16 protein-coding genes and 1 pseudogene are annotated in these 24,174 nt (G+C 67.4%); 11 read left to right on the top strand and 6 right to left on the bottom strand.

The genetic code is table 11. The annotated features are described in order from the left end of the window. Positions 1-64 precede the first annotated feature (64 nt). The 3 genes from DDF62_RS16585 (at position 65) to DDF62_RS16600 (ending at position 5,628) form a co-directional block, all read left to right on the top strand. A complete protein-coding gene (locus DDF62_RS16585) occupies positions 65-3,286 on the top strand; it encodes a TRCF domain-containing protein (RefSeq protein WP_116490113.1) in 3,222 nt (1,073 codons plus the stop codon). Between the two features lie 139 nt (positions 3,287-3,425). Next, positions 3,426-3,935 carry a pyridoxamine 5'-phosphate oxidase family protein gene (locus DDF62_RS16590; RefSeq protein WP_101716293.1) on the top strand — a complete coding sequence of 170 codons (510 nt, stop codon included), beginning with the start codon at positions 3,426-3,428 and terminating at the stop codon, positions 3,933-3,935. A 934-nt stretch (positions 3,936-4,869) separates the two neighbouring features. Continuing rightward, positions 4,870-5,628, top strand: coding sequence for a Crp/Fnr family transcriptional regulator (locus DDF62_RS16600; protein WP_116490115.1), 759 nt, complete (start codon positions 4,870-4,872; stop codon positions 5,626-5,628). A 30-nt stretch (positions 5,629-5,658) separates the two neighbouring features. Here the strand turns inward: DDF62_RS16600 and DDF62_RS16605 are convergent, their stop codons facing one another. After that, on the bottom strand, positions 5,659-5,895 hold the full coding sequence (locus tag DDF62_RS16605) for a hypothetical protein (protein ID WP_116490116.1): 237 nt from the start codon (positions 5,893-5,895) through the stop codon (positions 5,659-5,661). Next, complete coding sequence (gene glgA, locus DDF62_RS16610; protein WP_116490117.1) at positions 5,892-7,556, bottom strand: glycogen synthase GlgA; 1,665 nt, start codon at positions 7,554-7,556, stop codon at positions 5,892-5,894. The genes DDF62_RS16605 and glgA overlap by 4 nt, the downstream gene beginning before the upstream one ends. Positions 7,557-7,780: 224 nt before the next feature. On the opposite strand from glgA, the gene glgB reads away from it, so the two are divergent. The 6 genes from glgB to DDF62_RS16640 all read left to right on the top strand — a co-directional run bounded on the left by glgB (position 7,781) and on the right by DDF62_RS16640 (position 18,598). Then, a complete protein-coding gene (gene glgB, locus DDF62_RS16615; protein ID WP_425267059.1) occupies positions 7,781-9,904 on the top strand; it encodes a 1,4-alpha-glucan branching protein GlgB in 2,124 nt (707 codons plus the stop codon). Beyond that, positions 9,901-12,003 carry a glycogen debranching protein GlgX gene (glgX, locus tag DDF62_RS16620; RefSeq protein WP_116490119.1) on the top strand — a complete coding sequence of 701 codons (2,103 nt, stop codon included), beginning with the start codon at positions 9,901-9,903 and terminating at the stop codon, positions 12,001-12,003. Before glgB ends, glgX begins: the two co-directional genes overlap by 4 nt. Next, positions 12,000-13,727 carry a malto-oligosyltrehalose trehalohydrolase gene (gene treZ / locus DDF62_RS16625; protein ID WP_116490120.1) on the top strand — a complete coding sequence of 576 codons (1,728 nt, stop codon included), beginning with the start codon at positions 12,000-12,002 and terminating at the stop codon, positions 13,725-13,727. Before glgX ends, treZ begins: the two co-directional genes overlap by 4 nt. Next, on the top strand, positions 13,724-15,679 hold the full coding sequence (gene malQ, locus DDF62_RS16630; protein ID WP_116490121.1) for a 4-alpha-glucanotransferase: 1,956 nt from the start codon (positions 13,724-13,726) through the stop codon (positions 15,677-15,679). The genes treZ and malQ overlap by 4 nt, the downstream gene beginning before the upstream one ends. Further along, complete coding sequence (gene treY / locus DDF62_RS16635; RefSeq protein ID WP_116490122.1) at positions 15,676-18,174, top strand: malto-oligosyltrehalose synthase; 2,499 nt, start codon at positions 15,676-15,678, stop codon at positions 18,172-18,174. Before malQ ends, treY begins: the two co-directional genes overlap by 4 nt. A 79-nt stretch (positions 18,175-18,253) precedes the next feature. Next, positions 18,254-18,598, top strand: coding sequence for a hypothetical protein (locus tag DDF62_RS16640; RefSeq protein WP_133244857.1), 345 nt, complete (start codon positions 18,254-18,256; stop codon positions 18,596-18,598). A 309-nt stretch (positions 18,599-18,907) separates the two neighbouring features. Here DDF62_RS16640 and DDF62_RS16645 read toward each other — a convergent pair whose 3' ends face one another. Both DDF62_RS16645 and DDF62_RS26705 read right to left on the bottom strand, forming a co-directional pair. Then, on the bottom strand, positions 18,908-19,273 hold the full coding sequence (locus tag DDF62_RS16645; RefSeq protein WP_165832267.1) for an ATP-binding protein: 366 nt from the start codon (positions 19,271-19,273) through the stop codon (positions 18,908-18,910). Then, positions 19,274-19,402: pseudogene (locus DDF62_RS26705) on the bottom strand (HWE histidine kinase domain-containing protein); the annotation flags it as partial. It abuts the gene before it with no gap. Between the two features lie 326 nt (positions 19,403-19,728). Here DDF62_RS26705 and DDF62_RS26710 point away from each other — a divergent pair. Both DDF62_RS26710 and pgm read left to right on the top strand, forming a co-directional pair. Then, positions 19,729-20,340: a hypothetical protein gene (locus tag DDF62_RS26710; RefSeq protein ID WP_425267060.1), complete on the top strand. Its 612-nt coding sequence runs from the start codon at positions 19,729-19,731 to the stop codon at positions 20,338-20,340. A gap of 516 nt (positions 20,341-20,856) precedes the next feature. After that, on the top strand, positions 20,857-22,497 hold the full coding sequence (pgm, locus tag DDF62_RS16655; protein ID WP_116490126.1) for a phosphoglucomutase (alpha-D-glucose-1,6-bisphosphate-dependent): 1,641 nt from the start codon (positions 20,857-20,859) through the stop codon (positions 22,495-22,497). Between the two features lie 62 nt (positions 22,498-22,559). On the opposite strand, the gene DDF62_RS16660 is transcribed toward pgm, so the two are convergent. Both DDF62_RS16660 and DDF62_RS25415 read right to left on the bottom strand, forming a co-directional pair. Next, a complete protein-coding gene (locus tag DDF62_RS16660) occupies positions 22,560-22,913 on the bottom strand; it encodes a GFA family protein (RefSeq protein ID WP_116490127.1) in 354 nt (117 codons plus the stop codon). A gap of 908 nt (positions 22,914-23,821) precedes the next feature. Continuing rightward, positions 23,822-24,091 (bottom strand): hypothetical protein, encoded by a 270-nt coding sequence (locus DDF62_RS25415; protein ID WP_133149158.1) that lies wholly within the window; start codon positions 24,089-24,091, stop codon positions 23,822-23,824. Positions 24,092-24,174 lie beyond the last annotated feature (83 nt).

The raw sequence follows: 24,174 nt of genomic DNA on the forward strand, positions 1-24,174 counted from the left end.
GGCGCCAGGCGCGCGCAACCACCGCGCCTTAAGCGCGACGAGGCTCCAGGCCCCGGCTTCTGCGGTGGCGCTGATCCTGTCGCGCAAAGCGGCCAAGGGCGGGTCGACCGTGGTTCACCTGGCGTCCAGTGAGCGCCGGGCCGAGGAAATCGGTCGGGCTCTGGCCGGCTTCGCCCCCGACCTCGAGGTCCTGGTGCTGCCGCCATGGGACTGCCTGCCCTATGATCGCGCCTCGCCGTCGCGCGATGTGATGGGGCGGCGCATGGCCATCCTTGGACGACTTGCCCAGCCGGCCGGCCGGCGGGTTTTGGTCACCTCGCCCGAGGCCATCGTCCAGAAGCTCCCGCCGGCGGCGCTGGCGCACGAGACGTTGTTCGACCTTCAGCGCGGCGCCGTGCTCGATCGCCGGGCCCTTGGCGATTTCGCCGCCGCCGCCGGCTATGTCGCAGACGACCGTATCGACGAGCCCGGCGAGATCGCCTTCCTGGGCGAAGTCATCGATATCTTTCCTGCGGACGCCGCCTGCCCGGTGCGTATTGCGCTCGACGCCGATCGGATCGCCGAGATGCGACCCTACGACCCTTTGAGCCAGCGCTCGACAGGCGAGCTCGAGACCCTGCGCCTTGGCCCGGCGAGCGAGCTGATCCTCAAGCCCGGCGCCGATGGCGCAGCACCCGAACGCTTTCCCGGGGCCGAGCACGCTATGGCCCGCCACTACGGCGCCCTGGTTTCGCTGTTCGAGCTTTTGCCCAAGGCCAGGCTTTCGATGGACGTCAAGGCCGCCGCCCGTCTTGCCGAGGTCGAGGCCCATGTGCTGGACGCCTTCGAGGCGCGCAAGACGCTTGGCGGCGCGGGTCCTGAGCCCGGCGCTCCTGATGAGCTCAACCTGCTGGGCGCAGACCTCAAGGCGGCCCTCGCCAGCTGGTCGGTCGTGCGCCTGGAGACGCGCGGCTTCGAACTGGTGGCGAACCTGGCCCTGCAGCGCAACCCTGGCCGGGCCTTTTGTGATCTCGTCGACCATCACCGCCAAGCCGGGCGTCGGGTAGTTTTGACGGGATTGCGCCAGGAGCTTCGGCCGCTCGCCCGGGCTCTCGCCCGCGGGCTCGACCTCAAGCCTCAGCCCTGCGCGGACTGGGCGCAGGCGCTCGCCAGCTCCGCGGGCGCGGTCGTCAGCATCGAGCTGGATCTCGACACCGGCTTCATCCACGCGGCCAGCCAGCTCGCCGTGATCGCCGCCAGCGACGTGGTTGGGGGGCGCACGGCCGCACGCGGCGCGACCAACCTGCAGGATCTTCTGGCCGAACCCGACCTTCGTCCCGGCGACGTCGTCTTACATGAGGACCATGGGGTAGGCGTGCTGCGTGACCTTACGAGGATCGAAATCGACGGCGTGGATCATGACACCCTGCAGCTGGAGTATCACGGCGGCGACAGTCTGCAGGCGCCCGTGGAGGAGATCGGCCGCATCTGGCGCTATGGGGCCGAAGAAAGCGCGGTGACCCTCGACCGGCTCAACGGCGAGGGTTGGGCCAAGCGACGCGCGCAGGTTCATCACCACCTGGAAGCGGCCGCCGCCCGCCTGGTGGCCCTGGCCAAGGCGCGCGAGGAAAGGATCTGCCCGTCCATCGTTCCGCCCAAGGCCGCCTACGCCAGGTTCGCCGCCCGCTTTGCCTATCCCGAGACGCCCGATCAGTCGGCGGCGATCGAGGCGGTTCTGGCCGACCTCGCCAGCGGACGTCCCATGGACCGGCTGGTGTGCGGCGACGTCGGCTTTGGCAAGACCGAGGTGGCCTTGCGGGCCGCCGCCGCCGTGGCCTTGAGCGGACGCCAGGTGGCCCTGGCCGCGCCGACGACGGTCCTGGCTCGCCAACACGTCGAAACCTTCAAGCGGCGGTTCGCCGGCACGGGGATCGGCGTTGCCCACCTGTCGCGCCTGGTCAGTCCCGCCGAAGCCAAGGCGGTCAAGCAGGGCCTGGAGGCGGGCCAGATCGGCGTGGTGATCGGCACCCAGTCCCTGGCGGGCAAGGATATCGGCTTTAGCGATCTTGGGCTGATGATCATCGACGAGGAGCAGAAGTTCGGCGCAGCGTTGAAAGAGAGGTTGCGCGGCATGGCCAGGGACGGCCATCTCCTGACCCTGACGGCCACGCCAATTCCCCGCACCCTGCAAGCGGCGATGATCGGTGTGCAGGACGTCAGCGTCATCGCCAGTCCGCCGGCCCGTAGGCGTCCGATCCGCACCTTTCTGGCGCCCTTCGATGCGGCCACCCTGCGCATGGCGCTGATGCGCGAAAAGCGCCGGGGCGGACAGAGCTTCGTCGTCGCACCGCGCATCGAGGACATCGGTCAGCTCCAGGCTCAGCTGGCCAGCCTCGTCCCAGAGCTTGAAGTGCGCGTGGCCCATGGCGATCTGGCCGCCGAGACGGCGGATGCGGTGATGGTCGGCTTCGCCGATGGCGACGGCGACGTGCTGCTGGCCACCAACATCATCGAAAGCGGGCTGGATGTGCCGCGCGCCAACACCATGATCGTCTGGCGGCCCGACCGATTTGGCCTGGCTCAGCTTCATCAGCTGCGCGGCCGGGTCGGCCGCGGTCGCATTCAAGGCGTGGCCTATCTGTTGTCGGATCCGCAGGAGGACCTTTCCGAGGCCACCCGCGCGCGGCTTTCGACGCTGGAGGCGTTCGATCGTCTGGGATCAGGCCTGGCGATCAGCGCCCGGGACCTGGACCTGCGCGGCGGCGGGGATCTGGTCGGCGAGGATCAGGCCGGACATATGCGGATGATCGGCGCCGGGCTTTACCAGCGCCTGCTGGCCAGGGCGCTGCGGGTCGCGCGCGGCGAGACCGAGGCCGAAGACTGGACGCCCGATCTGCAGCTTGGCGAGCCGGGCGCGATCCCGACCGTCTACGTGCCCGACGCAGTGACCCGGATCAATCTCTATGCCCGGCTGGCGAGACTCGAAGACCAAGGCCAGATCGACGCTTTCGAGGAGGAACTGGAGGATCGCTTCGGCGCCCTTCCCCCGCTGACCAACACCCTGCTCGACCAGGCTCGATTGCAGCGCCTGGCCAAGAGCGCCGGGGTCCGTCAGGTGCGCGCCGGCCCCAAGGGGGTGTCGCTGACCCTGGCCACGCCCGCGCCGGCCAAGGCTAAGAGGGCCCTATCGCGATGGCGCGACGTCCTGACGGTGCGCGAGGACAAGCTGGTCGTGGCCCTGGCCTGCGACAGCGAACCCGAGCGGCGAGCGCTGGCTCAGGCTCTGCTTTCCGCGCTGAGCGGTTGAAGGCTGCTCGCCGCCCTCCTGCAGCTTTGCCGTCGCAGAAGAAATCGGCGGATCGACCAGCCTGGGCCCCGCCTCAAGCGTGCAACATTGCCGTGCGCCGGCGCGTTGGCTCTTTCTGCTCACATCAAGAGGACCCGCGATGACCAAGGAACGCAGCGACGACAATCCCCAGCCGCCGCACGAGGTCGCCGACCGGATCTGGGAGCTGGCGGAAAAGATCGACATCGCGATGTTCACCACCTGGGACGGCGAGCAACAGCACAGCCGGCCGCTTTCAGCCCGAGTGCGCCGTGGCGAGCACGCCGTCTATTTTCTTGTCGACGCCGAAGGCGGCAAGAATAGCCAGGTCGAGCACTTCCCCGCCGTCTCCTGCGCCTGGGCCGACAACGGCCATTACAAGTACGTGGTGATGTCGGGCTCGGCGCGTTTGAGCAACGACCGCGAAAAGATCGCGGCGCTGTGGTCTGATTTCGACAAGGCCTGGTGGGAGGACGCCAGCGACCCCTCCATTCGCCTGATGACCTTCACACCCGACCAGGGCGAGCTTTGGGACAGCCCCGGCAAGACCGTCGCGTTGGTCAAGATGGTGCTGGCGGCGGTGACCGGGGCCGCACCGCAAATGGGCGACAACGCCAAGGTAAATCTCTGAGGCCACGGCTGATCCCTACGGGGAAGAGCGTCGAGACCTGGCCACCGCAAGCGCCCTGCTCGCGCGCTTGGCCTGCCGTTGGCCAACCTTCCGTGGCGCCATGCCCCCCCCGCCACGGAGGGTGCATACGCATGTCCCGCTTGCACGCCGTCGAAGGGGGGCGGGCCGCGCCTGGCAGTCTGGGCAACGCCCTGCCCGACGCAAAGCGGCCTGGATCGCCAAGTCAGGATCGCCAGCGAGGCCGATGAGAAGGCGCTGCATCTCCGCGGTCGTGCGCCCGCGGCCTTAAGGCCCCCGACCAATCGCCAGCGGCGCGGACGCCTGGCTGACATCAACCCAGCTGAAGCTTTCACCCCGCGCGAGGGCCTCCTCGCAAAGCCTTGTCGCGCAGGCTCTCGCCATGTCGACCTGATCGAATTCCTCAACCAGGTCGCTCCCCGCCAGGACGCCGAAACCTGCTCTCGAACGCGCGACGATAATGATCATTTGATAGGATCGCGCAGCGCCGCGATCGGTTTCAGCCGCCGACCTCGAATTTTGGCGGCGCCGAACTACACGCTAAAATCGACAAAACTGGGAGCGACATGCGGCTCAACCCGGTCGTCAGGCGCCACCGCATCGCAGCGCCCTTTTTTCGCTGCGCTTGGCGATCGGAGCGCCAGGATCCCACGGGTCCGACAGCGCAACCGCGGCAAGATTTGGGGGGATCGGTCGGTCCGCGTCCACCTTGGACATCCTCGATAGGCGCCCGTCGCCTTTGGGCCGACGGCCCCCCGACAGGCTTTGCTTGCGCTCTGGCAATTTCCGGCGCCTGGTCGGCCGCCTTGGAAAGATTAGACCCGCGCCCCCGATCGCTGGCGGCCTGGCTGTTCGATCGTCGCAAACCATAACCTAGGATAATGCGCGAGCTTGGGTTCTTGGCGATCGGGGACCCATGGATGAGCAAGCAGCGGCGCAGGCCGGCGCGCCCGGGGCGCCGAGGGGATACCTTGACGAAGTCTTCGATCTTAACAGCGCCGAACGCGCGGCGCTGGCGGCCGTCTTGGGCCCTGCGCAGCACCTCCCGCGCGACCATGTGCTCAAGCGCGACGGAGCCGAGCCGACCCACCTCTTCTTACTCGTGGACGGTTGGGTGGCGTCGTCCATCACCGTAGCGTCCGGCCGCCAGCAGACCGTCAAGATTCACCTGCCGCGAGATGTCCTGGGCGCGCCAAGCCTTTGCGTGACGCGGACGGCCGAGTGCCTGACAGCGATCACCCCGATCATCGTGAGACCGGTGTCGCGCGGCGACCTGATGGGGATGCTGGCGCGCTTCCCGCGCATTGCGGCGGCGCATTTTCTGGGCGCCCAGCGCGAGCGCGTTACACTGATGGAGGCCCTGGCCCTGATGGGGCAGACCGACGGATCGGTTCGCATCGCCGGCATGCTGGTCGAGCTTTTCGACCGCTTGAGCGCGCTTGGGTTGACCGAGCAAGAAACCATGCCGTTCCCACTGACGCAGGGGCAGGTGGGCGATCTGGTGGGCCTCAGCCCCGTCCATGTGAGCCGAAAGTTCGGCGCGATGGAGCGCGCAGGCCTGATCCAGCGCGGCACCCGAACGATCAACCTTCTGGACCTTCGGCGGCTTCGGTCGATGACCGGCTTGCCTCAGCACGCGCTTGTACGTGAGCCGGAGTGGATCAATTTCGCCTGACCGGGACTGGAGCCGCCACAGGCGCGCCCGCTAGCCGCCAGCCTGCTCGGCGAGGTCCAGGCCGCTGATCAGCAGATCGACGGGAAAGCTCGAAAGCCGAACCACGCCGCCTTGCGCCGCTGGCCCGTCGGGAAATTGGCTGGCGTCGATCCTGGCGACGTCGGCTAGCTTTTCGCACGCCCGGCCCATGGACGGATCCGCCGGGATCAGCACCACGGCCTGGGGATGGCACGCCTGCAGCAGCTTGATCAGTTCGGCGACAATCATCGCTCTTCAATCCGACGAAGGCTGGGGGTCGCCGCCTTGGTCCTGGGCGAGATGCGGCGGGATGGGGCGCGCCGGGGCGCTGGACCGGGGGAGCCGGCCTCTCCCGCGTCGTAGGCGGCGAAGCTGCGCGGCTCGCCAGGGCTCGCAGGCGCGACCGGCGCAACGCCCGGGGTCGTTACATCATTGGCGGGGGCGCGGACCGTCTGGGCCGCCAGTCGCGCAAAAAGCGCGGCGTATTCGGCCGCGGACACGCGCCATGAACTATCGGAGGCCATGGCGTTGAGCTGGACGCGCCGCCAGCTGACCGGATCGCGGTAAAGAGCGCAGGTTCGGCGGATGGCGTCTTCAAGCATGTCCTGGGTGGCCGGCGCGAACTGCACGCCGGTGGCGGCCGAACGGGCGATCCCGGCTGTGTTGGCGTCGATGATGGTGTCTGACAATCCACCGGTGCGCGAGACGACCGGGACGGCCCCATACCGCATGGCGCAAAGCTGGGTGAGGCCGCAGGGCTCGAAACGCGACGGCGCCAGGATCGCGTCAGCGCCAGCCTGGATGAGATGGGCGAGGTCTTCCCGGTAGCCCAGGAACCTGCCCATGGCGCCGGGATAGCGCTCGGCGGCCTGCGAGAACCCGGCCTCGTACCGCGGCTCGCCCTGGCCGCAGACGATCAGCTGGGCGCCCTCGGCAAACAGCACCGGCAGGGCGCCCAGCAGCAGATCGACGCCCTTCTGGTCGGTGAGCCGGCTGAGGATGCCAAAGAGCGGGGCTTCGGCGTCCGGACGAAGGCCAAATTTGGCTTGAAGAGCCAGCTTGTTGATGGCGCGACGTTCGAGCGTCTCTGCCGTATAGCGAGCGCTGATGTCGGTGTCTGTCTCAGGGTTCCAGACGTCCGCGTCGATGCCATTGAGGATGCCGACCAGCGATTTGGCGCGGGTCTTCAAGAGCCCGCCCAGGCCCATGCCGCCCTCTTCGGTGGTGATCTCCGCCGCGTAGCTTGGAGAGACGGTGGTGACCTGATCGGCGAACTGGATGCCGGCTTTGAGAAAGCCGATGTCGCCCCAGTATTCGACGCCGTCGATAGCCATGGCCTCCGCCGGCAGCCCGAGCTTGGTCCGCAGGCTTGCCGGGAACAGTCCCTGAAAGGCCAGATTGTGGATTGATAGGACGACCGGCGGCGCCCGGAGCCGGCGTTCTTTCTGCGCATAGTGGAGATAGGCAGGCGTCAGGCCGGCGTGCCAGTCGTGAGCCTGGATCACATCGGGGCGGTAGTCAGCCAGGAGGCCCAGGCCGATTTCGGCGGCGACCTTGGCCAGGGCGGCAAAGCGCTGACCGTTGTCAGGCCATTCGACTCCCGGCGCCTGCAGATAGGGATTGCCGGGTCGATCATAGAGGTGAGGCGCGTCGATCACCAGGAGGTCCAGAGCGCCCGCCCTCGCACGCAGCAGCCGGGCCGGCGCGCCCATCAGGCTGGCGAAACGGTGTACCATGTTGGGCGTTTCCAGCGCGGCTTTCACAGCCGGATAGCCGGGGATCAGGGTCACGACCTTGACTCCCTCGCGCGCCAGAGCCAGCGGCAGCGCCCCGACGACGTCGGCCAGGCCGCCGGTCTTGATCAGGGGGAAAATCTCCGCGGCGACCGAAAGGATGCTGGCGGCGCTCATCGGACGGCGCCGAATTCAGGCCCCTGATGCGCCTCCTCGCAACTGCACAATAAACTCTGCCACGCCCCGAACGCCATAGCCGCTACTCCCTGAGATGCCTCGGAAACAACGGGAGAGAGCAAGGGTTCCGGGAATATTTTTTGATGGCTCCCGGCACAGATTGATCGCCTGATCGTTGTGCACTCGCAGCAATTTGGAGATGTCGGGTGGGGTTGGAGAGTGCGGTGTCCTGGGCGTCCGATCCGTTCGGCTACCTTGGACGCCACGGGGACGTTGTGCGCACCTTTCAGCCCGGCGCGGCGGGTGTCGAAGTCATCTCTCGCAAGAGCCGCCGACGCCTTGGCCGCCTCCAGGAGGCCTCGCCGGGCCTCTTCGTCGGCGAAATCAAGCCGACCGCAGACTACGCCCTGCGCGTGCTGTGGCCCGACAGCGCTTGGGAAACCGAGGACGTCTATAGCTTTGGTCCGGTGCTCTCAGAGGCCGACCTGACCGCGATCATACGGGGCGAGGTCACCGGCATGGCCGATCGGCTCGGCGCCGTCCCCCGCGCGCTTGAAGGCGTCGAGGGCGTGGCGTTCAGCGTTTGGGCGCCCAACGCCCGGCGGGTGAGCCTAGTAGGCGACTTCAACAGCTGGGACGGGGAGCGCTATCCCATGCGCCTGCGCCATGAGGCGGGCGTCTGGGAGATTTTCATTCCGCGCCTCGCCGCTGGCGCGCGCTACAAGTTCGATGTCGAGGGCGCCGACGGGTCCGTGCGCCGCAAGGCCGACCCCCTCGCTCGCGCCACCGAGATCCCGCCGGCCACCGCCTCGATCGTCGCGCCCTTACTCGACCATGCCTGGGGGGACGACGGCTGGATGGCCGACCGCGCCGCCCGCCATCACGCCGGCGCGGCGATCTCGATTTACGAGGTCCACGCCGGATCCTGGCGACGCCCCTGGGACGGTCACCAATGTCACGACTGGGACGCCCTGGCCGACCACCTGATCCCCTACGTCGCCGGCCTCGACTTCACCCATGTTCAGCTGATGCCGATCATGGAGCATCCGTTTGGCGGCTCCTGGGGCTACCAGCCGCTCGGGCAGTTCGCGCCTTCCGCACGCTATGGCGCGCCCGAGGGACTGGCCCGCTTCGTCGATCGCTGCCATCAGGCGGGACTGGGCGTCATTCTCGACTGGGTCCCGGCCCATTTTCCCAGCGACGCCCACGGGCTGGAGCGCTTCGACGGCACGGCCCTCTACGAACATGCCGATCCGCGTGAGGGCTTTCACCCGGACTGGAACACCCTGATCTACAATCTGGGCCGAGACGAGGTCGCCAGCTTCCTGGTGGCCTCGGCCCTTTACTGGCTGGATCGCTTCCACATCGACGGCTTGCGTGTCGATGCGGTGGCCTCGATGCTCTACCGCGATTACAGCCGTAAGGCCGGCGAGTGGACGCCCAATGTCCATGGCGGGCGCGAGAACCTGGAATCCATAGCCTTCCTGCGTCGCCTCAATGCGGCGGTCAGCGAGCACTTCCCAAGCGCCATCACCATCGCCGAGGAGTCGACCGCCTGGCCGGGCGTGACCGCGCCTGTCGATCAGGGCGGTCTTGGCTTCTCGTACAAATGGAACATGGGGTGGATGAACGACACCCTGCGCTACATGCATCGTGATCCGGTCCATCGCGGCTGGCACGGCGGAGACCTGGCCTTTGGCCTCACCTACGCCTTCACCGAGGGCTTCGTCCTGCCGCTTAGCCATGACGAGGTCGTCCACGGCAAGGGCTCGCTGCTGTCGAAGATGCCGGGCGACCGCTGGCGCCAGTTCGCCAACCTACGCGCGCTCCTGGCGCTGATGTGGGCCCATCCTGGCAAGAAGCTGCTGTTCATGGGCGGCGAGATCGGCCAGTGGCGCGAATGGGACCACGACGGCGAGCTCGATTGGGCCTTGCTCGAGACGCCTGAGCACGCCGGGCTGCAGAGCCTGGTCGGCGATCTCAACCGTATCTATCGCCAGGAAGGCGCTCTGCATCACACTGACGCGGATGCGCGCGGTTTTGGCTGGATCGCCGAGAACCACGATCGCGACGGCGTCTTTGTCTTCGAGCGCCGCTCCTTCCATGGCGGCGCGCCCTTGATCGTGGCCGTCAACATGACGCCCGAGCCGCAGATGCGGCGAGTGCGCGTTCCGCTGGAAGGCCGCTGGACCGAGATCCTCAACACCGACGCGGCCGTCTATGGCGGCGGCGACCTTGGCAACCAAGGCGGGGCGAGCGCCTTTCCCAATCCCGACGGCCCGGCCCTGGACCTGACCTTGCCGCCGCTGGCCGCTGTCTATCTCCGTTACGAAGGACCTAGCGCTTGACCCCCTCGCCCGAACGCCTGGACGCCGGATCGCCCTATCCCCTGGGCGCCACTTTCGATGGTCTTGGCGTCAATTTCGCGGTGTTCTCAGCCAACGCCGAGCGCATTGATCTTTGCCTCTTCGACCCATCGGGCCGAAAGGAACTGGCCCGCTATCCCCTGCCCGAGTGCACCGACGAGGTCTGGCACGGCTATCTGCCCGACGCGCGCCCTGGCCAGCTTTATGGCTTTCGCGCCTATGGCCCCTACGCGCCCGAACAGGGCCACCGGTTCAATCCCAACAAGCTATTGCTGGACCCCTACGCCCGCCGGCTGGCCGGTCAGCTTCGCTGGACCGACGCCCTGCACGGCTACCATGTCGGCTCGCCGCGCGCGGATCTTTCCTTCGATCGTCGCGACAGCGCCCCGGCCATGCCCAAGTCGGTCGTCACCGCCGACGCCTTCGACTGGGAAGGCGATCGCCGGCCCAACACGCCCTGGTCGGAGACGGTGATCTACGAGGCCCACGTCAAGGGCCTGACCGCCCTGCTCGAAGAGGTCGGCCCCAAGGATCGCGGCACCTTCGCGGCCCTCTCCCACCCCAAGGTCATCGAACACCTCAAGCGCCTGGGCGTCACGGCGCTGGAACTGCTGCCGGTCCACGCCTTCACCCAGGATCGCTTCCTGCAGGAGCGCGGCCTGTCCAACTACTGGGGCTACAACACCCTGGCCTTTTTCGCGCCCGAAGCGCGGTATCTCGCCAGCGGCAGCCACGATGAATTCCGCCTGGCCGTGCGCCGACTGCACGCCAGCGGCATCGAGGTCATCCTCGACGTCGTCTACAACCACACCGCCGAAGGCAGCGAGATGGGTCCGACCCTGTCCCTGCGCGGTCTCGACAACGCCACCTACTACCGCTTGGTCGCCGACAACCCGCGCCACTGCATCAATGACACGGGCACCGGCAATTCGCTGAACATGGCCTCGGCCCGGGTCATCCAGATGGTGGCGGATTCGCTGCGCTACTGGGCCCAGTCCTTCCGTGTCGACGGCTTCCGTTTCGATCTGGGCGTGACGCTTGGCCGCGAGGGCGACGCAGGGTTTTCGCCTGGGGCGGCCTTCTTCGACGTCCTGCGCCAGGATCCTGTGCTGGGCCGGCTGAAGCTCATTTCCGAGCCATGGGACATCGGTCCAGGCGGCTACCAGCTGGGCCACCATCCACCCAGCTTCGCCGAATGGAACGACAAGTTCCGCGACACCACCCGGCGCTTCTGGCGCGGCGACGCGGGCCAACGGCCGGATCTGGCCGCGCGGCTCTCGGGCTCGGGCGACCTTTTCGATCGACGCGCCCGCCGCCCCTGGGCCAGCATCAACATGCTGACCGCACATGATGGCATGACCCTCAACGACGTGGTGAGCTACGATGGCCGGCACAACGAAGCCAACGGCGAGAACGGCCAGGACGGGCACAGCGAAAACTATTCGCGCGGCTGGGGCGCCGAAGGTTCGACCGACGATCCGATCATTCAGAACCAGCGCGACCGAGTGCGCCGCTCGATGCTGACGACGCTGATGGCCTCGCTCGGCACTCCCATGTTGCTGGGCGGCGACGAGTTTGGCCGCACCCAGAACGGCAACAACAACGCCTACTGCCAGGACAACGAGATCAGCTGGTTTGACTGGGGTCAGGCGGCCAAACAGTCCGGTCAGGCGTTGATCGACTTCACCGCCAAGCTTATCGCGCTTCGCAAGGCCCACCCTCTGCTGCGGTCCGGCTCCTTCCTCTACGGCCAGGACGAAGCCGCGCCCGGCGTTCTCGACATCGAATGGTTCGATGAGCGCGGCCAGCCATTGTCGGAGGACGACTGGCGCAATCCGGAGGGCCGCGCCCTCCTGATGCGCCGCGCCCGCCGACTTGCCGACGGATCGCTGGAACTGATCGCCCTGGCGATGAACGGCGCTGGCGAAGCCCTCACTTTCGTGCTTCCGACTGAAGGTTTGACTTTCGAGCGGCTCATCGACAGCGCCGACCCTGACGCCGAACCCGCCCCTGTCGGCGAGATGCTCGACCTACCAGGCGGTGCGGCGGTCATTCTGCGCGGGGTCGGAGAAGCACGATGAATCACGGACCCGCCTGGCTTGGCGATGGGCGTGTCCGCTTGCGCCTCTGGGCGCCGGGGCAGGAGCGCGTCGCCGTGGACCTCGACGGGCAAGGCGTCTTCGTCATGAACCGGCTGGCTGATGGCTGGTTCGACTACGAGACTGAAGCTGCCGACGGGCAGAAGTACCGGTTTCGGATCAACAACGACCTCGTCGTGCCTGATCCGGCGGCTCGCGCCCAGGCCGACGACGTGCACGGCTGGAGCGTCCTGGTCAGCCCTGAAGGATATGCGTGGCGCAATCCCGAGTGGCTTGGCCGGGCCTGGTCGGACGCAGTGATCTATGAAGTTCACCCCGGCCTGCTGGGCGGTTTCGCCGGTGTAACCGACCGGCTGCCCGCGCTTTCGGGCCTAGGGATCACGACGTTGCAACTGATGCCGGTGAACAGCTTTTCGGGGTCGCGCAACTGGGGCTATGACGGCGTCCTGCCTTACGCCCCCGCCGGCGCCTATGGCTCGCCGGACGACCTGAAGGCCCTGGTCGATGCGGCCCACGGCCTGGGGATGATGGTGCTGCTCGACGTGGTCTACAACCACTTTGGCCCCGACGGTAACTACCTGCCGGCCTACGCAAAGTCCTTTTTCGACGAAGCGCGTCACACCCCGTGGGGACCGGCCATCGCTTTTGGCGAGGAACCCGTGGCGCGGTTCTTCATCGAAAACGCCCTCTATTGGCTGGAGACCTTCCGTTTAGATGGGTTGCGCTTCGACGCCGTGCACGCGATCGCAGACAACCACTTTCTGGACAGGCTCGCCGCGGAGGTGCGCGCCCGTTGTCCAGACCGCCACATCCATCTCGTACTGGAGAATGAGGGCAACGACCCTGACCGGTTGTCGGGCGGCTATGACGCTCAGTGGAACGATGATTTTCACAACGTAATGCATGTTCTGCTGACGGACGAGACCAGCAGCTACTACCAGGACTTCGCCGATCGGCCCGCCGAGCGTCTGGCTCGCAGCCTGGCGGAAGGCTTCATCTACCAGGGCGAGGGTTCGCCCAATCACGACGGCAGGCCGCGGGGCGCGCCCAGCCGGCATCTGCCGCCGACCGCCTTCGTCAATTTTCTGCAGAACCACGACCAGGTCGGCAACCGGGCGCTCGGCCAGCGGCTGACGACGCTGGTTGCTCCCGAACGCCTGATGGCGGCTATGGCGCTCCTTTTGATGTCGCCGCAAATCCCCATGCTGTTCATGGGCGAGGAGAGCGGCTCGGAAACCCCGTTCCTGTTCTTCACCGATTTCCACGACGATTTGGCCGACGCCGTGCGCGAGGGCCGTCGGCGCGAATTCGCCAAGTTTCCAGCCTTCGCTGATCCGCAGGCCAGAGCGGCCATTCCAGACCCCAACGCCGCCCCCACCTTCGAGGCCTCGCGTCCATCGCCCGGCCCGGACGCCGAAAGCTGGCGTCAACTGATCGCAACCCTGCTGCGCCTGCGGCGCGATAATCTGGCGCCCCACATCGACGGCGCAAGCAGCCTTGGCGCACGCGCGATTGGCGCCAAGTCCGTACAAGCCGCCTGGCGCCTGGGCAGCAAGACCTACACAGTGGCCGTCAATCTTGGCGAGGTCGCCGCGCCACTCTGCCCCGCCCCGGCTGGACCTCCACTCGTCGTGGTGGGCGATCGGCAGCTGAACGGCCAGATACCGCCGGCTTCGTTCGCCGCCTGGCTGGCGCAAGAACCATGAGCGACACCGCGCTGTTGGCGCTAGCGGACGCGGCGGGCGTGCTGGTCGAATGGACCGATTTCAACGGCCGCGACCGTCGGGTCGAACTGGACACCATTCGAGCGGTGCTGGTTGCGCTCGGCCACGATGTCGCCTCGCCCAGTCACGCCCTGGCGGCCATTCGAGAGCGATCGTCCCCGAAGCTGCTGATCGGGCGGGTCGATACGCCGATCAGGTTTGCAGGCGCCCGCCGGGGTCGTGTTATCCTGGAGGACGGACGCACCCGGGACGCCGCCTCAGACGCCGATGGTCTGACCCTGAGCGTCTCCGAACCAGGGTATCATCGCCTCGAGCTGGACGACCGCACGCTGGAGCTGGCGGTCTGTCCCCCCCGCTGCCTGACGCCACGCGATCTGTTGGGCCGCGACGCCTGGGGACTGACCACCCAACTCTACGGCTTACGTGAGCATGGGACCTTCGGCGACTTCAGCGCCCTGGCCGTCCTCGCCCGCGCGGCCGGCCAAGCCGGCGCCGACGCCCTGGCGATCAGCCCGACCCATGCGCTCTTTCCCAGCGCGCCACAGCGCTGCAGTCCCTACTCACCGTCGAGCCGCGACCACCTCAATATTCTCTATGCAGATCCCGCGGCCCTCGGCGCGGCCCCCGCAGCTCGGGGCGGGCCTGAGCTGATCGATTGGCCGCAGTCGGCGGCCGCCAAGCTCGCCAGGCTGAACGCTGCCTATCACGCCTTCGCCGGCGAGCAGCGATTTACGGACTTCGTCGCGGTTGGCGGCCAGGAACTTCGTCGCCACGCGATCTTCGAGGCGCTCGAGGAGCGCCTGGCGCATATCTTCGGCGCGGGCGGCTGGCGCCGCTGGCCCGAGGCGTACAAGGACGTCGCCCACGCCGAGGCCGTCGTGGAGCAGCTTGGTCTTGGCGACAGGGTCGGCTTTTTTCTGTTCGCACAATGGCTGGCCGACCTTGGCCTGCAGCAGGCTCAGGCCTCGGCCAAAGGCGCCGGCATGGGCATAGGACTGGTCTCGGACCTCGCCGTGGGCCTCGACCCCGGCGGCTCGCACGCTTGGAGACGGCCCCAGGAGCTGATGCTCGGCCTGACTCTGGGCGCTCCGCCTGACGCCTTTCAGGCGGCCGGACAAGGCTGGGGTTTGACCAGCTTTGCTCCCGACGCCCTTCGAGCCGCCGGCTACCAACCCTTCCTCGACACCTTGCGCACGGCGTTGCGGCACGCCGGCGGGGTCCGTATCGACCACGCCCTGGGCTTGGGGCGGCTGTGGGTGATCCCGGATGGAGCATCCCCCGACCAGGGCGCCTATCTGCGCTATCCCATCGATGATCTGCTGGCGCTCATCGCCATGGAGTCGCGCCGGGCCGGAGCGGTGATCATCGGCGAGGATCTGGGCGTCGTGCCGCCAGGTCTGCGCGAAGCCCTCGACGAGCATGGGCTGCTGGGCATGCGGGTCTTGCCTTTCGAGCGCGAGGAGACCGGGGCCTTCATTCCACCTGAAAACTGGGACCGGCGCGCCGTGGCCATGACCAGCACCCACGACCTGCCGCCGGTCGCCGGCTGGTGGCGCGGACGCGACATCGAGTGGCGCGAGCGCCTGAATGCGCCCGGCGACCGCCAGGCCGAACGTGTCGAGCGCGTTGACGACCGGGCCGCGCTTTGGACGATGGCCTCGCAATCCGACCTGGCCCAGGGCCCCGTTCCCTCGCCGCACAACCCTGATCCCGCCGTCGAAGCCGCGATGGCGATTGTCGGGGCGAGCGCCTGCGAGTTGGCGCTGATCCCGATCGAGGATGTGTTGGGCCTGGAAGAGCAGCCCAACCTGCCCGGCGTCGTCGATGTTCATCCCAACTGGCGCCGGCGACTGCCGGTGGCGAGCGAGGCGCTCCTGGCCGCTCCCGTCGTCACCAGCCGGATCGCCCGCCTGAACGTCCAGAGACCCCGATGATCCCCTCAGCGACCTATCGCGTGCAGTTTCACGCCGGCTTCACCTTCTCGAACGCGGCGGCTTTGGCGCCCTACTGGGCCAGACTGGGGGTGAGCCACGTCTATGCCTCGCCGATCGCCACAGCCCGAGCAGGCTCCGCCCATGGCTACGACGTGGTGGATCCCCTCAAGATCAATCCAGCACTGGGCGGCGAACAGGGCTTTCGCGACATGGTCGAGGCGCTGCGGGCCCAGGGCCTGGGCGTCGTCCTCGACATCGTGCCCAATCATCTGGCTGTCGGCGGCGGCGACAACGCATGGTGGCTGGATGTCCTGGAGAACGGCCGGGCCAGCCCCTTCGCCCGGATGTTCGACATCGATTGGGCGCCAGCCGATCCCGACCTGGCAGGAAAGCTGCTCGCTCCGTTCCTCGGAGCCCCCTACGCCGAGGCTCTCGCCGCGGGGGCCATCCAACTGGACATCGAGCCCGACCGCCTCTCCGTCCTGGCTCATGGCGCCCACCGCTTCCCGCTGCGCCGCTGCGACTACGCCGAGGTTCTTGCCGCCGCGGACGCCTCGCGGATAGAGGACGTCGATCCTTTCCGCCTGGCCGCCGCCTACGATCCAGCAACCGAGAACGGGCTGGCGCGGTTGCACGATCTTTTGGAGCGTCAGCACTACCGCCTGGCCTGGTGGCGGACGGCTGGCGACGCGATCAACTGGCGGCGTTTCTTCGACATCACTGAGCTGGCCGGGCTACGTATCGAAGATCCGGTCGTCTTCGAGGCGGTGCATGCCCTGCCCCTGCGCCTCTATCGCGAAGGGCTGATCGACGGTCTGCGGGTGGACCATGTCGACGGCCTGGCCGACCCGCCGGCCTACTGCCGGCGACTGCGCGAGGCGCTGATCACGGCCGATCCGGCGCGCAAGGCCTGGCTGGTGGTCGAAAAGATTCTTGGCGCGGACGAGCGCCTGGCCGCCGACTGGGGCGTGGACGGAACCACCGGCTACGAGGTCATGAACGATCTGTCGGCGCTGCAACACGATCCCAAGGGCGCTGGTCCCCTGGCCAGTCTTTGGCGACAGATAAGCGGACGTCCGGCCGATTTCGAGGCCGAGGAGCTCGACGCCAGACGCGAGATCCTCTCGGGCGGGTTCGCCGGCCAGCTGGACGCGGCGGCCATGGCCTTCCACCGGCTGGCGCGCTGGAACGTCGCGACGCGGGACCTGCCTCTTCCCGCCCTTCGCCGGGCCCTGGCGAGCTTGGTCGAGGCCTCCAGAAACTACCGCACCTACGCTGCCGACACCCGACAGCCGCCCCTCAAGGCCCTGGCCAGCGCCAAGGCGGCGCAGCCGGCGTCGAGCCTGGCGCTGGATCAGATCGCCGCCTGGCTCCGCGGCGAAGGCGAGGTTCCCGCCGACCTTCGGACCGACGCCGTGCGGCGCCTCGAGCAGCTCTCGGCGCCCGTCGCCGCGAAAGCTGTAGAGGACACCGCCTTCTATCGCTACGGCCGGCTGCTCTCGCGCAACGATGTCGGCTTCGATCCGGCCCGGCTCTCGATGTCTCCGGCGCTGTTTCTACGGCAGGCGACACAGCGGGGAGCAGCGTTCCCATCCAGTATGCTGGCGACGGCGACGCACGATCACAAGCGGGGGGAGGACGTGCGCGCCCGGCTGGCGGTGCTCAGCGAGATTGCCGCGCTGTGGGCGCAGCGGGCCAGGGCGTGGCTGTCGCTGACGCCGCTTGAAGGCGTCGATCCGGGCGATGCGCACATGCTGCACCAGATGATCGTCGGCGCCTGGCCGCTGGACCTCGAGCCGGCGGACGCAAAGGCGATGGCCGCCTTCGCCGAGCGTCTGGGCGGCTGGCAGCGAAAGGCGCTGCGCGAGGCCAAGCTGCGGACGTCTTGGACGGTGCAGGACGAGACCTACGAGGCCGCCAGCGAAAGCTATCTTCGCCGGCTGCTGGTCGACGGCGACGGCGCTTTCCGGCAGGACGCTCACCTCTTCGTCACCCAGATCTCGCCCGCCGGCGTCGCCAACAGTCTCGTCCAGACCGGCCTGAAACTCACCTTGGCGGGCGTGCCCGACTTCTACCAGGGAACCGAGTTCTGGGATTTCAGCCTCGTCGACCCCGACAATCGCCGACCTGTCGATTACGACCAGCGTCACGCGATGCTCGATCATGAAGGCGATGGAGACTGGCGCGCGGGCGCGACCAAACAGGCGCTCATCCGAGACCTGCTAAAGGCCCGGCGCGACCATCCGGACCTGTTCGCGGCGGCCATCTCGCCGCTGGAGATCAAGCGCCCCGTCTCCGATAACGCCGTGGTTTTCGAGCGCACCGCCGGCGAGCGCCGTCTGCTTGTCGTTGCGGCTATAGGCTGCGCCGACGCCTGCATCGCTCGCAACGCGCCGGTGGTGGATGAGACCTGGTGGCGCGACGCCGCCTTGCCGGACGGCCGACAGATCTCGCGCCTCACCAACGGTTCGCCGTTCTGGTGGGCGATCGAATGAGACCCTTGGTCGCGCCAGCGTCATGTTGACAGGACTCGCGTTCGGCGCGTCCATGGCCTGGCTTCTGGGGAGGGGCGCCATGGCCAAGTTCGAAATCGACTACGAAGAGAAGCTCTATCTGGCGCTCGCCGCTCTGCGCGGCGCCGGCTACGCCCCTCTTCGTCTGGTGCTGGATCGCGCCGAGCGTCTGGGTCCCACGAGCATCGAGCGGCTTGGGACCGGAGCGGTCCGCGCGCTCGATATCGAAGTGGACGTTCGGCCCGACGAGACCCCTCACATCGTCGCCAGCAAGGACGGTCTGACGCTCCTTGCCCCGGTGGCGCTACGCCGGCTGGCGCGCTGGCTCGCGGCCGACGGAGGTCAGGCTGAACCCATGGCGCTCGTTCCCGCCTACCGCGTGCCGCCGCTTCGGGTCGTGAGTTAGGAAAGCGCTGGCCTAATCGGCCCCATTGCCTGGATCTCCGGCCGTAGGGTCGTGGGTGGCGTCCGTCTTCTGGTTTGGATCAAGAGCCGGATGCGGCGGCGCCTCCAGGCCGCCTGGCTGCGTCGCCTGCGGCTGTTGCTCTTGTGGCCTGGCCTGATCCTGTTTGGTCATCGGCATCCTCCTTTGTCATAAGAAGACAATCCCGAACGCGTCGACTGGCTTCCCTCGCGGCGAAAGAAACCGCGCGCGGTGAGCCGGGTTGCGTGGAGGCCGACGTCGGCGAGAACGGATTTCATCACATCCTAGCGCTCATAGACCCCTGATGACGCACGTCACGCCCGTAGGAGCGAAGGTGACGTCTATGCCGCCGTCCACGTCACGATCCAGGGCGCGGGTCAGCAGCCGCATCCCGAAGCCGATCTGCCGGGGCTCTTCGACGGGCGGCCCGCCCCGCTCGCGCCATTCCAGCCTCGTGCGCCCATCAGCGTCCTCGCAATCGATGGACACGCGTCCCTGCTCGCGTGTCAGAACACCATACTTGACCGCATTGGTGGCGAGTTCATGCAAGGCCATCGCAACGGCGACCGCCTTCTGCGTCGGCAGTTGGACATCTTCCCCGCCAACGGCGAAGCGCGCCGCGCCGAAAGGTTCGATCGCCTCATGGATGATCCGCATCAGGCTGGCGGTGCGCCAGTCGGCCTGGGTGAGGACATTATGGGCGCGCGACAGGGCCAAAAGGCGGCCCTCGAACGCCTCTCTTGCCCCAGGCTGGGCCGCATCTCCGCAAAAGGTCTGGCCCGCCAAGGCTGAACCGTCGCCAGAGTGTTCTTGACGCGATGATTGGGCTCATTGACCAGCAAAGACTTGGCGTCGAGGGCCTGCCTCAGGTCGGTGAAGTCGGTGAAGGTGCAGACAGCCAGAGGTCGTCCGGTTCCATCCGCGACCCGCTTGCAATCCCCCGATAGTCGCACGATCCGTCCATCAGGACGGCGGTAGAACTGCTCCTCTTTCTCAATCGTCTCGCCTGAAAGCGCGCGGGCCCCAGGATAGTCCTCAGAAGCAAACGGGGCGCCGTCGGCGTGCATGGCGCCATAAACGCCAAATTGTTCCGCCGAGCGGGTCAGAACGTCGTGGCCGACGATGAGCGATGCGGCCCGGTTGTAAAGAACGACCTGGCGAGTCTCGAGCGAGAGCAGCACCTCCCCCACCGGCATCTCCTCCATTACAGTGTGCAGCTGGGCTTCCGCCTTCTGATTCTCCTGGCTGGTCAGGACCGCCTCGGTGACATCGAGCGCCTGGACGAAGAGCCGCGCCTGGCCATCGGACGCAGGCTCGATCCGCCGAAGCAGAATGTCGAAATAGCGCTCCTCCGGCGGGACGTCAGGACGGGCTTGGAAGGGCGTGCGCATCTGGCGCCCCACATAGGGCTGGTCACCGTCCATGACCCTGGTCATCAGCGCGAAAAGTGCTGGCGCTGTTTCAGGCGCGACCTGACGATAGGAGCGGTCCTGTATCTCGCCGCGTCCCCGGAATTCGACAAGCTCGGCGCTGGCGAACGCCACCACGAGGTCATGACCTCGATAGATCGCCACCAAGCCCGGCGCATTGCGGAAAAGCTCGACGAACCGAGCGTCCTCCTCGGCCTTGCGGCGGGCGGCCCCATCACGTTCGGCCAGCAGCTGCCGGCTGATCGCTCTTTAGGCCTCGTGACTACGACAACCAGCAGGCCCGAGGCCGCGTAGAGACAAAGCGCCGAGAGTTCGCCTGACGAGACATGGGCAAGATCGCCCCGGCTCGGCATCATCAACATCCAGACCCCGACCAGTCCGGTCGCAAGGGCGCTTAGGCCGCCCACGCGGCCCAAGACCAGACAACTCAGGAGGATCGTAGGGAAGAGAAGCGCAAAGCGCGCTCCGCCGGGCCAGACCCGCTCGGTCAGAGTATGCAGCCAGAGCGCCAGAAGCGCCGCTAGAGCGCCGCCGATCAGTCGCACCGCCCAGGGCAGATCGCGACTGGCCAGGCGCGTGAAGGCCTCGAGCTTGAAAATGGCAGACCCCGTCTAAACATTGACCGCGTCGCTGAACGCCAGCTTGGCCACAACGTTCCGCCAGACTTTAACTGCCTTTTGCGCAGCGACAGCTGCCTTCGATTGGAGCGGCGAACTTCACGCCGCCAGATACGAAAGCGTCGGCGGCCCCTTTGCAGGAACCTATCCGAAGCCAGCGCATATTAGCCGCCAGTCATTTTCGGGGACATCCATGCACGAAAACGCTGGGCGCCGCGCGCGCGCCGAGGACCTGACCGACGTAGACGCCCTGGTTCGCGCTTACGCCGATCGGCAGCCGGACATGAGCGACGTCGGCCAGCGGGTCGCCTTCGGCACCTCGGGACACCGCGGCTCCAGCGCCGACGGCGCCTTCAACGAAGGCCACGTCCTGGCGATCACCCAAGCCATCGTCGAGCATCGCGCCGCCCAGGGGATCAACGGGCCGGTGTTCGTCGGCCGCGACACCCACGCCCTCTCCGAGCCGGCCTGGCGCTCGGTCCTCGAGGTGCTGGCCGGCAACGGCGTCGAGGCCCTGATCGACGCGGCCGACGGCTTCACGCCGACTCCGGCGGTGTCCCACGCCATCCTGACCCATAACCGCGCCCACCCCGGCCAGGCCGACGGCATTCTGCTGACCCCGTCGCACAACCCGCCGCGCGACGGCGGCATCAAGTACAACCCGCCATCCGGCGGTCCCGCCGGCGGCGAGATCACCTCGGCCGTCGCAGCCCGGGCCAACCAACTTCTCGAAGGCGGGCTGCGCGACGTCCGCCGCGTTCCGTTCGAGCGCGCCAAGGCGGCGGCCAAGGGCCATGACTTCCTCGGCCGCTACATCGACGACCTGCCCTCCATCCTCGACCTGGACGCCATCCGCTCGGCCGGCGTGAAGATCGGGGCCGATCCCCTGGGCGGGGCGAGCGTCGCCTACTGGGGCGAGATCGCCGACCGCCACCGGCTGGACCTGACCGTGGTCAACGACAAGGTCGATCCGCAGTGGGCCTTCATGCCGCTCGACAGCGACGGCAAGATCCGCATGGACTGCTCGTCGCCCTGCGCCATGGCCAACCTGATCGAGATGATGAAGGGCCAGACGCGGTTCGACGTCGCCGTCGGCAACGACGCCGACGCCGACCGCCACGGCATCGTCACGCCGGACGGCGGCCTGATGAACCCCAACCACTATCTGGCGGTCGCCATCGCCTACCTCTTCGCCCACCGTCCGCAGTGGGGCCAGAACGTCGCCGTCGGAAAGACCCTGGTGTCCTCCTCGATGATCGACCGGGTCGTGGCGGGGCTCGGCCGCCGCCTTCTGGAGACGCCGGTCGGGTTCAAGCACTTCGTTCCTGGCCTGCTGGACGGGTCGGTCGGGTTCGGCGGCGAGGAATCGGCCGGCGCGGCGTTCCTGCGCAAGGACGGCTCGGTCTGGACCACCGACAAGGACGGCATCCTGCTGTCGCTGCTGGCGGCGGAAATCCAGGCCGTCACGGGCAAGAGCGCCAGCCAGCTCTATGCCGGCCTGGCCGAGCAGTACGGCGCCCCCTCCTACGCCCGCATCGACGCCCCGGCCGATCGTCGGCAAAAGGCCCGCCTAGCCGCGCTCAGCCCGTCGGACGTGTCGGCCCAGGTCCTGGCCGACGAGACGATCACCAGCGTCCTGACCGCCGCCCCGGGCAACGGCGAGGCGATCGGGGGCCTCAAGGTCACCACCGGCAACGCGTGGTTCGCCGCCCGCCCCTCCGGCACTGAGGACGTCTACAAGATCTATGCGGAATCGTTCCTGGGTCCCGACCACCTGAAGGCCGTGCAGACCGAGGCCCGCGACCTGGTCGGCAAGGCGCTCGCCACGACCTAGCGCTTCCCGCACGCTCATGCGCAACCCGTCCAAAGCACGGGCGCCGGGGCGGCGGCGATCGTTCAGTCTCCCTGCCTGCTGGCTTCAGACTGCGGAACCCACAGCGGCTCCAGCCAAGGCTCCCGATGTCTGGTCCAGCTCTCATACTGCGGAACAAAGACGCCGGCCTCGTCGAAGCGGCCAAGGGATACTTCGTACTCGCGCGTTTCGTCCGCGCCGGCGTTCTCGGCGAAGACTCTGGAACCGCAGCGTGGGCAGAAGTAGCGGACATAGCCGGGCGAACTCGACCAACCGACAACATCACCCTCGATGGTGACCTGGCTTGGGGCGAACACGACAAAAAGGTTGAACGCCGATGCATGGGCCTTGCGGCAGGTCAACCGCGCGGCAAGGCTCTCCAGCTCATCTTCGTTCAAGGCTTATCCAGGTTTCGCGCCAAGTCGCCTCCTTCTCTATCGCCTTTGCCGCCCGGGAGACAACGCAAGGCGCGGCTTTGCCCGCTCGTCCCATCCAGGCGCCGCCTCGGCGTTGACCGCCTTCACGGCCATGAAACCCATCTGGCGAGCATGTCCGCCGTGGCCGCCCCGGCTAAACCCTCGTCGCCCGCCAGCAGGACGGTCGCACCGCCGCCAGAGGCCGCGATCGGTCCTCGCGAACCGGAACGCCTCGCGAATGGCGCCTCGCGGCCGACGGGGCCAGAGCGCCACTTTCGCTTCCCCCTTGGTGACGATCTTGGCCCAAAGTCGGGCCCTTCCAACGGAGGCGTCCACTCGATCGGGCCCGCGCGGCTTCAAACCGTCATAGAGCGGAAAGAAGCGAACGATTGGGAACAAGCGCTACCGTTCAGGGTTTGATCCTACGTCAAATCACCTTTGACGATCCGCCGCTCTGTTCCCCCTTCGGGGCGGCGTCAGCAGGCAGGACGCACGATCCGCCAGGAGCGACCGTCCTCCTCTGTACTGGGCTCTGGCGCATGCACGTTGTCGCTGGAGCCCATATCTTCCGGCAGGAGCTATTGCGCCAACGAGCCCGCCGGTTCGTCCTTGCAGACTTCCACTCTGCGGTCAGCGTGAGCTTCCAGCGCGCCGAGCGGCCTTCAACGTCGCCAGGTAGGCGCGAACTCGTGAGACGTTCACGCCCATCAGTGGACTCCAGTACGCAGCGGACCGGTCGTTCATCTCTACCTCGTAACCAGCATGTTTTTTCCTCTTCGAAGGAAGTCTCAGCAATGACTGGCGTTCCCTCTTGCGGATGAGCGCTCGCCGCCCAAGATCTCAATCCATGGCGAAGCCGCGCCCCTTTTTGGCCGGCCATCTCGCGGCGCTCAGGCAGCCTGCGCTGTATTTTCAGGCTCGATGAGCGACACGCCGCCGGCCGCCACGCACCAGCGTCCGACCAATCGCTCCAACCGGTCATAAACCCATACTTCTCCGGCCCCATGCATGGCGTGCGCCTGCCGGGCCAGCGCCATCGCACGACGCTCGGCCTGACCACCGCTTTCAAAGCATGTGACTTCACCGCTGTCGGCGTTCGACAGGCGCCACCCGCTGTCGGGATTGGGCTGAACGATGAAAACGCCGAGTGCGCCGCGCATGAGGTCCTCGAAAGAATGGCCAGCGCCAATCGGCGCAGTACTGAGCCGCCCAAACGTCGCTCGCCTCGAACCCGTTCCTGGTG

Origin of the sequence: Caulobacter radicis, assembly GCF_003094615.1 — a bacterium.
Taxonomy (GTDB): Bacteria; Pseudomonadota; Alphaproteobacteria; order Caulobacterales; family Caulobacteraceae; genus Caulobacter; species Caulobacter radicis.

Bases quoted from the DNA above. Each gene is read 5' to 3' on its own strand.
- DDF62_RS16590 (WP_101716293.1), top strand. From the start codon at position 3,426: ATGACCAAGGAACGCAGCGACGACAATCCCCAGCCGCCGCACGAGGTC.
- DDF62_RS16600 (WP_116490115.1), top strand. From the start codon at position 4,870: ATGGATGAGCAAGCAGCGGCGCAGGCCGGCGCGCCCGGGGCGCCGAGG.
- DDF62_RS16605 (WP_116490116.1), bottom strand. From the start codon at position 5,895: ATGATTGTCGCCGAACTGATCAAGCTGCTGCAGGCGTGCCATCCCCAG.
- glgA (WP_116490117.1), bottom strand. From the start codon at position 7,556: ATGAGCGCCGCCAGCATCCTTTCGGTCGCCGCGGAGATTTTCCCCCTG.
- treZ (WP_116490120.1), top strand. From the start codon at position 12,000: ATGAATCACGGACCCGCCTGGCTTGGCGATGGGCGTGTCCGCTTGCGC.
- malQ (WP_116490121.1), top strand. From the start codon at position 13,724: ATGAGCGACACCGCGCTGTTGGCGCTAGCGGACGCGGCGGGCGTGCTG.
- treY (WP_116490122.1), top strand. From the start codon at position 15,676: ATGATCCCCTCAGCGACCTATCGCGTGCAGTTTCACGCCGGCTTCACC.
- DDF62_RS16640 (WP_133244857.1), top strand. From the start codon at position 18,254: ATGGCCAAGTTCGAAATCGACTACGAAGAGAAGCTCTATCTGGCGCTC.
- DDF62_RS16645 (WP_165832267.1), bottom strand. From the start codon at position 19,273: ATGCGGATCATCCATGAGGCGATCGAACCTTTCGGCGCGGCGCGCTTC.
- pgm (WP_116490126.1), top strand. From the start codon at position 20,857: ATGCACGAAAACGCTGGGCGCCGCGCGCGCGCCGAGGACCTGACCGAC.
- DDF62_RS25415 (WP_133149158.1), bottom strand. From the start codon at position 24,091: ATGCGCGGCGCACTCGGCGTTTTCATCGTTCAGCCCAATCCCGACAGC.